Here is a 14,794-nt window from a genome sequence, read left to right as displayed (position 1 = left end):
AGTACTGCATGAGTGAAAAATATCATTTTGAATTAGGAGATATCAGCATGGATGAGCTGCATCAGATTTGCGGCACCAACGATGCTTACTTGCAGATTTTAAGAGATCTGTTTGCATGTGAGATAACACTGCGTGACGGTGAACTGATTGTAATTGGAACATCTAATGAGGTGGGGAAACAGATACAGGAAACCATTCGGGCGCTTTGTGATATGCTGCGCCATGATATTGCTGTAAATGAACGCGATGTCATCTACTGTGCAACCCTCGCGATGCGCGGACAGTTAGACCGGCTCTGCACGACTTATCAAAAGGCAGTCGGAAGAACGATGAGCGGTAAGCTGATTTATCCCAAAACCATGGGTCAGCGTTATCTGTGCAGCTGTATGGAAAAAGAACCAATTGTATTTGCGACCGGTGTTGCCGGTACCGGCAAGACATACTTGGCGGTGGTCTATGCGGCAACCCTATTGAAAAAAGGGGAAATATCAAAAATCATTCTGACCCGGCCGGCAGTGGAAGCCGGTGAGAATTTAGGTTTTCTTCCCGGTGATTTAAAGGAGAAGGTTGATCCGTATTTACGACCGCTGTATGATGCCCTCAACGATGTATTGGGTAATGAAGGGGTAGAGCGGCTGATCGAAAAAGAAGTGATTGAGATTGCACCGCTTGCATATATGAGAGGACGTACGCTGGATAATGCTTTTATCATCTTGGATGAAGCACAGAATACGACCCGTGCCCAAATGAAGATGTTTTTAACCCGAATGGGTTTTCAATCCAAGATTGTAATAACCGGTGATATTACACAAATTGATTTAATCAAGAAAAAGGACAGCGGACTCATGGACGCCAAAACGATCTTGGAAGGAATCAAGGGCATAGCGTTTGCGGAATTGACTTCGCTTGATGTGGTGCGCAACCCCTTGGTACAAAAAATCATTGAACGTTATGAAAGCAGGGAAAATGAATGTCAGTAAGAATTTTATTAATTGAGGATGAAGAAAATATTCGCAAGATCATCGCTTATGATCTATTGCGTGCCGATTATGAAATCGTAGAGTGCAGAGACGGTGAGGAAGCGCTGCGGTCAGGCATGCAGGAGCATTTCGATGTGATGATCATCGATTGGATGCTGCCGGGAATGGATGGCATTACGCTGGTGCAGAAATTTCGCAGTGCCGGGATTGACAGCATTATGATCATGCTGACAGCACGCGATGATGAGAGCGATATTTTGCGGGCTTTTGATGCCGGGGTTGATGATTATATCACGAAACCATTTTCACCGCGGGAGCTTTTGGCGCGTATCCAGGCACACGTAAAGCGTTTAGGCAAACGGGAAGCGGATGGCTTAGATGCCGGGAAGGTGCATATTTCTTTACGGCGCCGGGAAATTACCGTGAATAAGGAAGTGCTGACCTGTACGAAAAAGGAATTTGATCTATTGGAATATCTGGTTCGCAATCAAGGGATCGTACTGTCCCGAGATCAGATTTTAAACGATATATGGGGATTTGATTATGATGGGGATACTCGTATCGTCGATGTGCATATTTTTAAGCTCCGCAGCAAACTCAGCAAGGCGGATGTGGCCATACGCTCATCACGGGGAGTAGGCTACATACTGGAGGTGAATGATTGAAAACCGAAACAAAAGTATTACTGCTGCTGGCTGCCTGGATCTGCGGCATTTCCTTACAGGCGTATTTTGCAATCAATGATTATGTTTTAATCACCATATTGGTGATTGGCTGCGGAGCCATCTGGTTTTTCAGTGAAACGAAAATCGAAAAAGAAGGACGAAAGGAAAGCCAGGATCTCATGAATCAGATCCGATCGACTACCAATGATGCCAAAATGAAGAAGAAACAGCTGCTGACCATGGTTCAGGCACTGCCGTATCCGATTCTGATGCTTGATCAGTTTGGCAAGATCGTCCTATATAATACTCGTATGGAAACCTTTGGTTCTTTAACGGATATCAAAGGAATGACATATTTGAAGAATGGCTTTGATAAGACCATCCAGGAGTTTTTGAAAGATGCGTTTATTTTTGAGAAGGAACTAAACAAACAGAAACGGATTCGTGAGCGGGATTATGAATTAGTCAGTGTGCCGATCCTGTCACACGACAGATTCAGCGGCTGTCTGATTCTGATACAGGATATTACACGGACATTGCTTGGGGAAAAGATGCAGAAGCGTTTTATTGCGGATGCTTCGCATGAATTAAAAACGCCGATCGCAGCGATCCGCGGCATGGTCGAAATTTTGAATCGTGATGATTTTAATGATGACGCGGTACAGAAAGATTTTCTGGAGCAGATTGAAAAAGAAATCATGCGGTTGGATCTGATTGTCAAGGATATGCTGGAATTATCCCGCATGTCTATCAGTGATCCGATTCTTGACCGGCATCATGTATTGTTGGAAGAACTGTTGAATACCGCCGTGAAAACTATGGAACCGCTGGCGCAGGAGAAAAAACTGGTACTTAAGACGGATTTTGGCTGGTGTGGACAAATCTTCTTGGATCCGCAGAAATTTTCTCAGATTCTTGTAAATCTATTATCTAATGCGATTAAATACAGTGATCACGGTACCATTACGGTTCGTACCCGGGGTGATGATGATTATGTCATTGTAACGATCCAGGATGAAGGCGTCGGCATGAGTGATCAACAGCTTGATCGGATCTTCGAGCGTTTTTATCGAGTCGACAGCGACCGTTCCCGTCATACCGGTGGCTCAGGGCTTGGCTTAGCAATCGTGAAATCCATTGTTGAAGCCCATGGCGCAACCATTCAGGTAGAAAGCAAAGTTAATCAAGGAACCGCTTTTCATATTAAATTGAAATGCATTTGACAGGTGATAACCTGTCTTTTTTATTGGGTTACGGTCATGCAGAGAACCGGATACAGCTTCTGTTTACCATAGTAGACACGTAAGGTATTTTTAAATATATCCTCCTGTAAGACAATTTCGGTATCGATCAGGTTCACATTACTGCCGTATTCATCATAAAGCTCGTAGAGCTGACTGTGAAAGGATAATCTGCCCTGATGGTCAGTTTTACGCAGAAACTTCATGATCAGATAGGGGCGTTCCACATTATCAGGAAGCGGTACAAAGCCGTTGTCAGCCAGGGTAGGACGGGCATAGCAGCGATTATAAACTGGAATGAACGCTTCATTGAAATAGCGATTGATTTCCTCATAAGATGAATTTACGAGATACAGCGGATTCTTTTTTATAAGCCAGGCAACCTGTTCAAAGACCTTGTTGCTGCGATGATCAATTGGATTCATCAGCAGCTCCATTCCAAGGCGTTTGCAGATACGCTTCAGCTTACCACAAAGGTTATTACAGATTGATGTTTCCGCGACTATAAAAATTAGATTTTCCGGAATCCCATACTGTACCAATAGCTGTTTCAGCAAGGACAGATAACAGTTTTCCTCCTCATGGAGTGAAAAGCAGCCGCATAACAAGGAATTGGTGACTTCATCATACAATAGATGCAGACAGCATACTTGATCAGTATGAATCCAGGTATACAGCATTGAAGATATACAGACACAACTTCCATACTCCTTCCCTTCATTGAAGAGAACCCTTTTCATTTCCTCATTCCTACTGCTTACGACTGGAGATTGGTGATGATAATCCTGATAAAAACGCTGAAAGAAAGAGTAGCTGCGTGATTTAAGATGATATTTGCGAACCTCTTTCGCATAGGCGGGATTCTCAATCACTTCTTTTTCATAGATTGCTTTGAACTCTGCAATGGTTGTCTGGGGATGCAGCTTTTTAAATTCATTCAGAAAACGTATTTCATCTGTTGTCGCTGAAGCCGCCGGACGTTTCCCGGTATTGCCGTGGCGCAGCATGGTTTCCTTATCGGATATTTTTAAATTTTTGGCAAAGCGGAGCAGCTGTCTGCGTGAATATCCTGTCCGCTTTTCGATCTGTGCATACGTCAGTGTTGGATTGCTGAATAATTTATTTTCTACCAGCGATAAGGCCAGTCGTTTGTTTTTATCATTCATGTATGTATTACCCCTTTATTTATCCGTGATATTATCTATGAAGAAACGTGACAAAATCAATGAATGTCTGCGGATCCGGAATGATTTATGAAAAAGTTACAGTTAATCTTGGAGTATCTGCATGAAGCCGTTTTTTTGAATCGAAAAAAGCTTTTCCTGATAAAACTTCCTAAAAGGGAAATAATAAAGGTTAGATTTAACAGGAATTTAACAGAACATTCATTTTTTAGTAATAAAACAACGATATGATATGCCCGTAATCAAGGAGGAAAGATTATGAAAAAGTTGCTTGTCGCAGCAATGGCGCTGCTCTTAGTCGGGTGTGGTGTCAATGATGGAAAAGAAACCGGCAGTAAGGATTTTGAAGGGAAGATCCAAATTTACTCCCGTGATGCATCAAGCGGTACTCGAGAAGCATTCGAAAAGGGAAATGATTTTGAGGGAAAACTGACGAAAAAGGCAGTTACTGTGGATTCCAACGGAGATATGGCTACAAAGGTAGGTACTGACAAATATGGAATCGGTTATGTTTCATTATCGACGGATTTTGAAGCAAACAAGGTTACACCGCTTGCCTATGATGGAGTAAAGCCAAGTCAGGATACAGTATTGGATAATACTTACAAGCTGCAGCGTCCATTTGAATTTGTAACCCGTGCCAAGGGTGATTTCGGAAGTGATGCTAAGGAGCAGCTGGTAGCGGCTTTCTTAGACTATATGCAAAATTCCACGGAAGGGATGCTGGTAGTTGAGAAAAATGGCGGTATCGTTGATAAATCCAAGGGCAAGCCGTGGGCTGAATTGAAAAAGAATCATCCGATTGTCGATCAGGACAACAGTGCGATCACGATTCAAACGGCGGGCTCCACTTCGGTAGAGAAAACCTTAAAGGGAGCTTTGGAAGCATTCTCACCGATGGCCGGCAATTATAAATTCGCTATGAATCAATCCGGTTCCAGCGATGGCTACAAGCGGGTATTGGGAGCTGAGAAGGATGGACCGAATAAAGCGGATATCGGCTTTGCCTCAAGAGCATTTGAGGGTGAAGAAAATACAGCGAATGCGATGATGAGCGGACAGTACTGTATCGATGCGGTAGTAGCGATCATCAGCAATCAGAATACAGCGGTTACCTCACTGAATGCAAAGCAGATCAAACAAATCTTTACCGGTGAAATCAAAAACTGGAAAGATGTGAAGTAGCAGCAAAGCCATACAAAAAAACAGCAGCTCATATGAGCTGTTGTTGAATTTATAGAAAACAGGTGATGAAGTGAGAACAAATGTAAAGTCATATCGAAATCAAAAAAGGAATCGACATAAAATACGCCGGGATAAAATATTGAAGGCACTGTTTTTTACCGCAGCGCTGGTCTCGGCCTCAGCGATTGCGATCATTGTCATTTTTATAACACAAAAGGGTATCACGCCGTTTCTTAACGGTGATGTATCACTGGTTCGATTTATGTTTGGAACTCAGTGGCGTCAGGATCAAGGTGTATATGGAGTCGGTTATATTGTTATCAATACGCTGCTGACATCGTTTGGGGCATTGCTGCTGGCATTTCCGATATCCGTGCTGAGCGCACTGTTCATCGCAAAGATTGCACCGAAACCGATTGCATCATTCATGACGACGATCATTGAACTGCTGGCATCGATTCCTTCTGTGGTATACGGTGTATTCGCAGCCGGTGTCATCACCAAGCTGGTCATGAATATGGCAGCTGGTCTTGGTTTATCAACGGCTGGAGGAAGTTCACAGCTGGCGGTCATTCTGTTATTGGCAATTATGATCACACCGACGATAACCTCTTTATCTATAGCAGCCATTCAGGCGGTTGATCGAGATCTTGAGCTGGGATCGCTGGCTCTTGGGGCTACGCCGACCCAAACGCGCTTCAAGGTGGTTTTGACCAGCGCGAAATCCGGTATCTTTGCCGGAGCAATTCTGGGGATCGGACGGGCTTTTGGTGAAGCGACAGCAGTTGCGATGGTTGCCGGCAATAAAATGTTCGGTCCGACCTTTCATCCATTTGATATCACCCGCACGCTGACCAGTACCATGCTGTCCGGTTTGAAGGAAACAACCGGGCTGGATTATGATATCCGCTTTTCCGTAGGCATCGTGCTGATGGTGGTTATTCTGCTGTCCAATCTGCTGCTGAATGCAATTCGTAAAAAGATAGGGAAGGTGTCCGGATGAAGAAATGCAATATCAGAAAGAGCGATATGGCCTTAAACGGCATTACCTATCTTGCCAGCCTGCTCTGTGAGCTGATTCTATTATCGGTCTTTGTCTTTACCTTTTCAAAAGGTTCTTCGCTGATTAATTGGGATTTATTAAAAAATGATTACTGGTCGAAAAATTATATAGTTGAGAGCTCAGCAGATCACAATACTGCTTCCCAATATGAAAAACCGGATGATTTAAGTCATGAGGCCTATTTCTCAAGGAGATGGGGAATTGCGCTGGTGGATCATGTTTCCCATGAAAAAGAAAAACAGGTGCTGATCGAATATATTGATCCGAAATCACCATTTGCATCAGTCGTGGATGGGAGTGCAGGACAGAATAAGGGGAAAGAACTGAATTTACAGGTTGGCATGCGACTTGAAAAAATCGACTTTGAGGATCAAAACGGTACGGCTGGCATCACTGGCACAATTTTGTCGGAAAATGCTGAAACTGTGGTAAAGAATCTCGATCAAACGGCTGAAACGTTGACATCCGCATATGTCAAAACTGCCGGCGGAGGGATCCGAGGTTCGATTATCGCAACTGGATATCTGATTCTGGTATCGTTGCTGATTGCACTGCCGATTGGCATTGCGGCAGCCATCTATTTGAATGAGTATGCGACAAAAAATCGTGTCAATCAGCTGATCCGTACCGGCATTGAGATGCTGACCGGAGTACCGAGCATTATTTACGGACTGATGGGCGTTACCGTGCTGTTCCCGATTACCAAGGCATTTGGCGCTACCACGACCAACGTATTGCTGGGCGGCATTACGATGTCGATCATACTGCTGCCGACCATTATCCGTGCGACCGAAGAAGCGCTTTTGGTCGTACCGCAGAATCTGCGGGATGCATCTCTGGCGTTGGGTGCCAATCAATCTCAGACAATATTCAAGATCATATTACCATGTGCGGTGCCGGGCATTCTGTCTGGCGTGCTCTTAAGCATTGGCCGGGTGATTGGTGAATCCGCTGCCCTCATTTATACGATGGGAACCTTTATCAGCGATGCTCCGACACTGCTCACCCAAGGTACATCAATGGCCGTGCACATCTGGTCGATCATGAGCGGAGAACAGCCAAATTTCGAGCTGGCATCGGCAATTTCAATTATCTTATTGATCTTTGTCTTCCTGCTGAATATCGGAGTAAAATGGATCAGCCGCCGGCTGCAGAAGGAATGGCATTAAGGAGGACTTATGGAAACAATTTTTAAAGTAGAAAACCTGAACTTATATTATGGAGCGAAGCAGGCGCTGAAATCGCTCAATCTCGATATCCGTAAGCATCATGTCACTGCGCTGATCGGCCCCAGCGGCTGTGGTAAATCCACCTTTCTTCGCTGTCTGAACCGAATGAATGATCTGATTGAAGGCTGCCGCATAGAGGGCAAAGTGATGATGGACAACGAGAATATCTTTGATCGTCAGGTCAATGTCGTCGAGCTGCGGACAAAAGTCGGTATGGTCTTTCAGAAGCCGAATCCGTTCCCGATGTCCATCTTTGATAATATTGCTTATGGGCCGCGTTGTCAGGGCATTAAAAATAAAAAGCTGCTGAGTGAGATCGTAGAGCGTTCTTTGAAACAGGCAGCCCTATGGGATGAGGTTCATGATCGGCTTCATGAAAGTGCGATGGCTTTATCCGGCGGACAGCAGCAGCGTCTGTGTATCGCCAGAACGATTGCGATGGAACCGGAGGTCATTTTGATGGATGAACCAACCAGCGCCTTGGATCCGATCGCTACCGCAAAGATCGAGGAATTGATCGAGGAACTGAAGCAGGAATATACAATCGTCATTGTCACGCATTCGATGCAGCAGGCATCACGGGTAAGTGATGATACTGCATTCTTTCTACTAGGTGAAATAGTGGAATTCAATACGACTCAAGATATTTTTCAAAATCCGGCTGATAAGCGCACGGAAGACTATATCACCGGACGATTTGGATAGGAGGTACCGATATGGTAAAAATTGATCAGGAACTTGACTGTATGGAAGCAACCCTTATGAAAATGGGATGCCGAGTTATCAGAATGCATGAAAAGGCGATGACATTGTTTGAGGAGAATAATCGCGACAACGCGCTGGCAGTCATACAGTCCGATGAATATATTAATAAATTGGAAGAAGAAGTAAACGATCAGGCGATATCTGCACTGGCCCTGCTTGCCCCGGTTGCATCCGATCTGCGGCGCATCATCACCGCAATTAAAATTGCTACCGAGCTTGAACGCATTGGAGACTATGCCAAAGGCATTGCTTCCTATATGATCTGTCATGATGCGATTGACTCCTCTGTATGTGAATATGCTGTAGAAATGGAAAGACAGAATATCAGCATGCTGGAAAATGCGTTAGAGAGCTATGAAAAACGTGATGTCGAAGCTGCTTTTGCTTTACCGCAGGATGATCGCAAAAACAAGATTCTGCTGAATGAATTGAAAACAAAGCTGCTGGAAAAAGAGGATATTGAAACATATCGTCATCTGTTCTCCATTTCAGCAATGCTTCGCAACATCGAACGCAGTGAGGATCATATCATCAACATATGTGAACATACTATATTCTTGATCAAGGGACAGCATTACGACTTTGGATAAAGAAATCAATTAAAATGCAGACGGAAGTACTTAACGTCTGTTTTTTTATAAATTCTGATAAAGAAAGCAGCGTTCGGACATACTAGTCATGAATGGAGGATGGATGTGTTTGATGCTTGTAAGGACATAGTAACCATTGTGGTTCCCTGTTTTAATGAAGAAGCGGCACTGCCGCATTTTTATACCGCGGTCAGCGAGGTTGTACAGGATATGCCGATTCAGTATGAATTTCATTTTGTCAATGACGGCAGTACCGATGGAACGCTTGAAATTCTCCACCAACTGTCTAATCAGGATCCCCATGTCTATTATGATTCTTTCTCCCGCAACTTCGGTAAAGAAGCAGCCATGTATGCCGGGTTAAAAGCTTCCCGAGGGAATTATGTGGTAATTATGGATGCCGATCTCCAGCATCCCCCAAAGCTTTTAAAAACAATGTATGAACGCCTGCAGGAAAGCGGAGCAGACTGTGCAGCGGCACATCGGGTGGATCGCACCGGAGAAGGCAGCCTGCGCAATTTTTGTTCGCGTAAGTTCTATCAGCTCATTAATGCGATCTGCTGTGTGAAAATGGATGATGGAGCAGGCGATTATCGCATGATGAGCCGTCAGATGGTTGACAGCCTATTGTCCTTCCATGAAGTAAACCGTTACTCAAAAGGATTGTTTTCCTATATCGGATTTCAAACGATCTGGATTGATTATGAAAATGTGAACCGGCAGGAGGGAACCAGTAAGTGGTCAATGCGCTCACTTTTTCTATATGCGCTGGAGGGAATTACTGCTTTTTCCAATGTACCGCTGCTGCTGGCAGCCGTCTTTGGATTGATTTTCTGCCTGGTGGGATTTATCATTTTATTGTATATCCTGTTTTTTCGATTTGATAAGGTATTCCTAATCATCTGTCTGCTGTTTTTTATCGGTGGTATGCAGATGTTGTTCACCGGTATTTTTGGTGAATACCTTGCGAAAAATGTAGCCGAGGCCAGACATCGACCGCTGTATATCATTAAAGAGACCAACCGCCGCCAATACTAATCCATATAAAAAAAGGACTTCAAAGTCCTTTTAAATTGCATTGGTATGCATCGGAATATCTTTATCAATAACTTTTATAATATTTACGGTATGATCGCCAAGACGTTCCAAATTACTCAGAATATCGATGTAAACACTGGCTGCGATAGCTGCTGTACATTCATCCTTTGCCATGCGTTTGAAATGACGCTGACGGGATTTTTCTTCAATCAGATCCAAATAGTTTTCTTTATCATTGAGTACCGCAACGATGTTTTCTTCCCGGGTATCAAAGAACTGCAGGGATAGGTTGACCATTTCCAGCACCGTTTCATACATTTCGTTGATATCCTCACTGGCACCTTTGGAGAATTTATCCTTTTCTTCATAGGCAAGCTCATAAAATTCATTCAGATTCATCGTAATATCACCGATTCGCTCGATATTTTTAATAACCTGCAGGTTATCGATAAATTGATCCATATCATGTTCACCCAAGCTGTTATGAGCGATTTCCATCAGGTATTTGGTAATCTTTAAATCCAATGAATTGATTGCGTCTTCAAACTGCCGAGCTGCTTCGTTGTGTTTTCCAGAGCGGGTATTGAAGTATTCCTGGGACTCTTTGATCGCATCGATTGCCAGCTCTCCCATTTTGATCGTGGCCTGCTTGGAGATGCCCAGCGCTCCGGCCGGCAGTGAATTGACCAGACGAGGATCCAAATCGTCCAGCTTTACTTCAATACGTTCTGTTTCTTTACCCGGAATAATGCGTTTGATGGTTTTTACCATAAATGGAATCATCGGATAGGCGGCAATCGTCGTGATGCCGTTGAAGATGATATGCGCTAAGGCAATTTGCATCATCGGAGCTAAATTCATCGATGCTGATATCGAAGTAATAAGCTTTGCGAACGGATATAGGAAGATCATAAAAATCAGGGTTCCTAAGACGTTAAACATAACGTGAACGCCCGCCGCCCGCTTTGAAGCAAGCGAACCTCCTAACGCCGCAAAGATCGCGGTGATCGTCGTTCCAATATTGGAACCGAATACAAATGGCAGGGCCGCAACCATCGTTATAGCACCGGATTCATATAGCTTCTGGGTAATCCCGATCACGGCGCTTGAGGATTGAACCAAGCCGGTCATCAAGGTACCGGCTAATAAGCCCAGGATCGGCTGTTTGGCCATGACCTCCGCAAAATCATTAAACTGCGGCAGCTGACCGAAGACTCCTAATTCTTCGCCCATCAGCTTCAGGCCGAAGAACAGGATGCCAAAACCCAAAATAATCTCGCCGAGATAGGTGACCTTCTTGCGCTTGGAGAATACGACGATCAGCACGCCGATGAAAACAAAGTACAAAGCGAATTTTTCCACCTTCATACCAATTAAGAATGCGGTGATCGTGGTACCGATGTTGGCGCCCATGATCACACCGATCGCCTGATCCAGGCGCATTAATCCGGCTCTTACAAATCCGATCGCGATGGCTGTGGTAGCCGAACTTGACTGGATAAAGGTAGTAATACCAGCCCCGATGATGATTCCCATCCAGGGTTTTGATGTATATTTGTCTATGTAATCGCGTAATTTATCACCGGCTATGCTCTTTAATCCGTCTCCCATATACTGGATTCCGAATAAAAACAGGGCAAAGCCCCCGATAATCAAATCCCAGTGAATGGACGACCAGGACATTGTTGCTGTTGCGACAGGTAACATGGATGTGCCTCCCTTAAATCTTACGATACGATGTTATTTTACCATTAAACAAGTAATTCTTATATAGAAAAATTACATTTTTGTAAAAAAAGAAAACTGAAAAATGGTTGTGTATAAAAATTAGATAGCATAAACGAACTGTGGTATAATGGCACTGTAAGTAAGATATGAGGGCAGATATATGGAAATCAATATCATCAATCAAAGTGAGGAAGCGTGCTGGGAGGAGTATACCTCCCGCTTTGAGACAATCGCAAAACGAGCCGAATCGGTATTGAAACTGGCTGATGATTACAGCTTGTCGATTATTTTTGTTACACCGCAGGCAATTCATGAAATCAACCGTGACTATCGGCAGATCGACCATCCTACGGATGTCATCAGCTTCGCTTTGCAGGATGCTGAAGAAACGTATGAAATGATGGGCGAGGAAAAGGAGTTAGGGGACATATTTATCAATGTTCAGGCGATTCGGGATCAAGCTGAAGAATACGGTCACAGCATTGAACGAGAATGCTGTTTTCTGTTTACCCATGGTATGCTGCATCTTCTGGGCTATGATCATATGGAGGAAGCACAGGAAAAAGCGATGTTCCATTTACAGGATGTGATATTGGATGAAATCGTTCGTAAATAGACTGGCTGCAAAATTCCGCTATGCTTTTGAGGGCTTATTTCACGGTATTTGTCACGATTCCAGTATTCGTATCCAATGCGGCTTTGCATTGCTGGCGGCAGCGGCGGGTATCCTGTTTCGCTTTACGGTTATGGAATGGATGATATTGATCCTGGTAATCGCACTGGTTATTGCCATGGAATTTGTGAACAGTTCCATCGAACGGCTGTGCGATCTGAGTGCACCCCATATAAACGAAGCATCAAAACGAATTAAAGACTATGCCGCAGCAGCGGTGCTGATCGTTTCGATCGGGGCTCTGCTGGTCGGCTTATTGATTATTGGAGGAAAAATTTTATGAATCGTGAATTGTTGTTATCGAAAGCATTTGAGGCGATGGATCATGCCTATGCGCCTTATTCCAATTACCATGTAGGAGCCTGTGTCGCAACCAAGGACGGCAATTATATACTGGGAGCCAATATTGAAAATGCAGCGTACGGATCCTCAATCTGTGCGGAGCGCAACGCTGTTTTTTCTGCATATTCGCAAGGATATCGCAAAGCGGATATTGAAGCGCTGGCGATCGTCAGTGATGGAGAGCGAATCGGTACACCGTGCGGTTCCTGCCGGCAGGTATTGAGCGAACTGCTGGAGGAGGAAACGCCGATCATATTAAGCAATCGAGAATCCGAGATGGATACAACCATTCGAGAATTGCTTCCCTTTGCGTTTGGACAGGAGGATCTGAACGTATGAAAACTGGCTTTATCAGTATCATCGGACGTCCCAATGCCGGCAAGAGTACGCTGTTAAATGCCTTACTGAAACAAAAGGTATCGATCATATCCCCCAAACCGCAGACAACCCGTAATAATATTCAAGGGATTCTGACAACCGCAGAAGCACAGTATGTCTTTATTGATACGCCGGGCGTTCATAAGCCGCACCATGAGCTGGGACGCACGCTGAATAAGAATGCTTTTACCGCACTTCAGGACGTGGATGTGGTGTATTTGATTGTGGATGCTTCGCAGCCCTTCGGCAGTGGTGATGAATTTCTATTGGAAAGGATCAAAAACAGTGATGCACCATGTTTTTTACTGCTAAACAAAATTGATCGTCTGAAAAAGGAAGAAGTTCTGATAAATCTTACGGAATGGCAGAAACGCTACAATTTTCAGGAGATCATTCCGATCAGCGCTCTACAGGCAGATAATCTGGAGGAGCTGCTAAAAACAACATTACCGTACTTGGAAGAAGGTCCCATGTTTTATCCCGAGGATCAGGTGAGTGATCACGGACGGACGTTCCAGGTGCAGGAGATCATCCGAGAAAAAATTTTGTATAAAACCGAAGAAGAGATACCTCATTCCATCGCTGTACTTTGTGAGGAAATTGATGAACAGGAAACCAAATGCTACATCCGAGCCCTGGTGATCGTCGAACGTGATTCACAAAAAGCAATCATCATCGGGAAACAGGCAGCGATGATCAAAGCAATTCGTATGGCTGCTCAGAAAGATCTGAAAAAGCTGTTTCATAAGCGGGTTGATTTGGAATTGTATGTTCGCGTCGAGCACAACTGGCGCAACCGCACCAATAAGCTGCAGCAGTTTGGATATAAGGAAGACGAGTATGAATGAGCAATGTGATATGCTTGTTTTAAGTTATAAGGAGTACCGTGAGCACGACGCGCTGATCTGCGGTTTAAGTGAACAGGGAAAAATCAACCTGATTGCCCGCGGCGCCAATAAGGGAAACAGTAAAAATGCCGGTGCGATACAGCCGTACAGTTTGGCGCGCATTTTATACAATGCTCATGAACAGCGATCACTGTATACGCTGAAAACCGCACAGGGACTGAAAAGCCGGCGGCACCTTCGTGAACATTTGCTGCTATCGGCGATTGCTTCGCTGATTTGTGAAATTGTCGTTTCGCAGACGATGGATGAGGGCAGCGAATATTTTAAAATCGTAGATACCTGCTTGGACGCTTTGGAAAAGGGAACGCAGCCTTATGGTGTGCTCTGTTTATTTCTGGCTCTGCATTTGCGCATGCAGGGAATTTATCCGGAAGTGGAGGGATGTGTACGCTGCGGCAGCCGGGAGCATATTCAGGGCATCTCTATTTGTGATGGAGGCTTTGTCTGTCACAGCTGCTATCGCTGTGAAGATGATCGAAAACGCACGAAGGAACAGCTGAAGAAATTTCGTCTGATCAATCATGCGGCAATCGAACATCTGTCGATCATCGATGACAGTGCATCATGGGATTATGAGGATGCTGATATCCTGTTATCACTGCTTTCTGAATATGGCAATGCCGCTTTGAAAAGTGCAGTATTTTTAAAGAATATATCAAAATTCACGTACTGAACCAGCTGTGATTTATTTTCATTTACTTTCTGAAAAAACATCGCATACAGCTGGATTTTTTATTGACAATGCGTAATCAAAAATGGTATAAATATACTGTATATTTATATATAAAATTAAGAAGTTACAGAAGTCATCACCTGATGGTGATT

General features: G+C 44.2%; 16 protein-coding genes. 14 read left to right on the top strand and 2 right to left on the bottom strand.

The window, feature by feature from the left end; genetic code table 11:
* Positions 1 to 8 precede the first annotated feature (8 nt).
* From GSF08_RS07560 to GSF08_RS07550, 3 genes are read left to right on the top strand one after another with little or no spacing between them, the layout of a single operon-like run.
* A complete protein-coding gene (locus GSF08_RS07560; RefSeq protein WP_160625208.1) occupies positions 9 to 980 on the top strand; it encodes a PhoH family protein in 972 nt (323 codons plus the stop codon).
* On the top strand, positions 971 to 1,645 hold the full coding sequence (locus GSF08_RS07555) for a response regulator transcription factor (RefSeq protein WP_160625207.1): 675 nt from the start codon (positions 971 to 973) through the stop codon (positions 1,643 to 1,645). Before GSF08_RS07560 ends, GSF08_RS07555 begins: the two co-directional genes overlap by 10 nt.
* Positions 1,642 to 2,868: a sensor histidine kinase gene (locus GSF08_RS07550; protein ID WP_160625206.1), complete on the top strand. Its 1,227-nt coding sequence runs from the start codon at positions 1,642 to 1,644 to the stop codon at positions 2,866 to 2,868. Before GSF08_RS07555 ends, GSF08_RS07550 begins: the two co-directional genes overlap by 4 nt.
* A gap of 20 nt (positions 2,869 to 2,888) precedes the next feature.
* On the opposite strand, the gene GSF08_RS07545 is transcribed toward GSF08_RS07550, so the two are convergent.
* Positions 2,889 to 4,052, bottom strand: a complete 1,164-nt coding sequence (locus GSF08_RS07545) for a hypothetical protein (RefSeq protein ID WP_160625205.1) — start codon at positions 4,050 to 4,052, stop codon at positions 2,889 to 2,891.
* Positions 4,053 to 4,328: 276 nt separating this feature from the next.
* On the opposite strand from GSF08_RS07545, the gene GSF08_RS07540 reads away from it, so the two are divergent.
* The 6 genes from GSF08_RS07540 to GSF08_RS07515 all read left to right on the top strand — a co-directional run bounded on the left by GSF08_RS07540 (position 4,329) and on the right by GSF08_RS07515 (position 9,940).
* Positions 4,329 to 5,255: a substrate-binding domain-containing protein gene (locus tag GSF08_RS07540; RefSeq protein WP_160625204.1), complete on the top strand. Its 927-nt coding sequence runs from the start codon at positions 4,329 to 4,331 to the stop codon at positions 5,253 to 5,255.
* Between the two features lie 70 nt (positions 5,256 to 5,325).
* Positions 5,326 to 6,258: a phosphate ABC transporter permease subunit PstC gene (pstC, locus tag GSF08_RS07535; RefSeq protein WP_160625203.1), complete on the top strand. Its 933-nt coding sequence runs from the start codon at positions 5,326 to 5,328 to the stop codon at positions 6,256 to 6,258.
* Positions 6,255 to 7,487, top strand: a complete 1,233-nt coding sequence (gene pstA / locus GSF08_RS07530) for a phosphate ABC transporter permease PstA (protein WP_160625202.1) — start codon at positions 6,255 to 6,257, stop codon at positions 7,485 to 7,487. Before pstC ends, pstA begins: the two co-directional genes overlap by 4 nt.
* Positions 7,488 to 7,496: 9 nt before the next feature.
* Positions 7,497 to 8,252: a phosphate ABC transporter ATP-binding protein PstB gene (pstB, locus tag GSF08_RS07525; RefSeq protein WP_160625201.1), complete on the top strand. Its 756-nt coding sequence runs from the start codon at positions 7,497 to 7,499 to the stop codon at positions 8,250 to 8,252.
* A gap of 11 nt (positions 8,253 to 8,263) precedes the next feature.
* Positions 8,264 to 8,902 (top strand): phosphate signaling complex protein PhoU, encoded by a 639-nt coding sequence (phoU, locus tag GSF08_RS07520; RefSeq protein WP_160625200.1) that lies wholly within the window; start codon positions 8,264 to 8,266, stop codon positions 8,900 to 8,902.
* Positions 8,903 to 9,007: 105 nt separating this feature from the next.
* Positions 9,008 to 9,940 carry a glycosyltransferase family 2 protein gene (locus tag GSF08_RS07515; RefSeq protein ID WP_347337989.1) on the top strand — a complete coding sequence of 311 codons (933 nt, stop codon included), beginning with the start codon at positions 9,008 to 9,010 and terminating at the stop codon, positions 9,938 to 9,940.
* 30 nt (positions 9,941 to 9,970) lie between these two features.
* On the opposite strand, the gene GSF08_RS07510 is transcribed toward GSF08_RS07515, so the two are convergent.
* A complete protein-coding gene (locus GSF08_RS07510) occupies positions 9,971 to 11,647 on the bottom strand; it encodes a Na/Pi cotransporter family protein (protein ID WP_160625198.1) in 1,677 nt (558 codons plus the stop codon).
* 181 nt (positions 11,648 to 11,828) lie between these two features.
* Here GSF08_RS07510 and ybeY point away from each other — a divergent pair, with 181 nt between their 5' ends.
* Genes ybeY through recO form a run of 5 tightly spaced genes read left to right on the top strand, consistent with a single transcriptional unit; the run spans position 11,829 to position 14,642 of the window.
* Positions 11,829 to 12,284: an rRNA maturation RNase YbeY gene (gene ybeY, locus GSF08_RS07505; RefSeq protein ID WP_160625197.1), complete on the top strand. Its 456-nt coding sequence runs from the start codon at positions 11,829 to 11,831 to the stop codon at positions 12,282 to 12,284.
* Entirely contained in the window at positions 12,265 to 12,624 is a 360-nt protein-coding gene (locus GSF08_RS07500) for a diacylglycerol kinase family protein (protein ID WP_160625196.1), read from the top strand. The genes ybeY and GSF08_RS07500 overlap by 20 nt, the downstream gene beginning before the upstream one ends.
* Entirely contained in the window at positions 12,621 to 13,022 is a 402-nt protein-coding gene (cdd, locus tag GSF08_RS07495) for a cytidine deaminase (protein ID WP_160625195.1), read from the top strand. Before GSF08_RS07500 ends, cdd begins: the two co-directional genes overlap by 4 nt.
* Complete coding sequence (gene era, locus GSF08_RS07490; protein ID WP_160625194.1) at positions 13,019 to 13,909, top strand: GTPase Era; 891 nt, start codon at positions 13,019 to 13,021, stop codon at positions 13,907 to 13,909. The genes cdd and era overlap by 4 nt, the downstream gene beginning before the upstream one ends.
* The gene (recO, locus tag GSF08_RS07485; RefSeq protein WP_160625193.1) at positions 13,902 to 14,642 is read left to right on the top strand and encodes a DNA repair protein RecO; all 741 of its coding nucleotides are present in this window, start codon (positions 13,902 to 13,904) and stop codon (positions 14,640 to 14,642) included. The genes era and recO overlap by 8 nt, the downstream gene beginning before the upstream one ends.
* Positions 14,643 to 14,794 lie beyond the last annotated feature (152 nt).

Source organism: Copranaerobaculum intestinale (genome assembly GCF_009831105.1).
GTDB lineage: Bacteria > Bacillota_I > Bacilli_A > Erysipelotrichales > Erysipelotrichaceae > Copranaerobaculum > Copranaerobaculum intestinale.
This window is presented reverse-complemented; position numbering and strand designations above follow the sequence as displayed.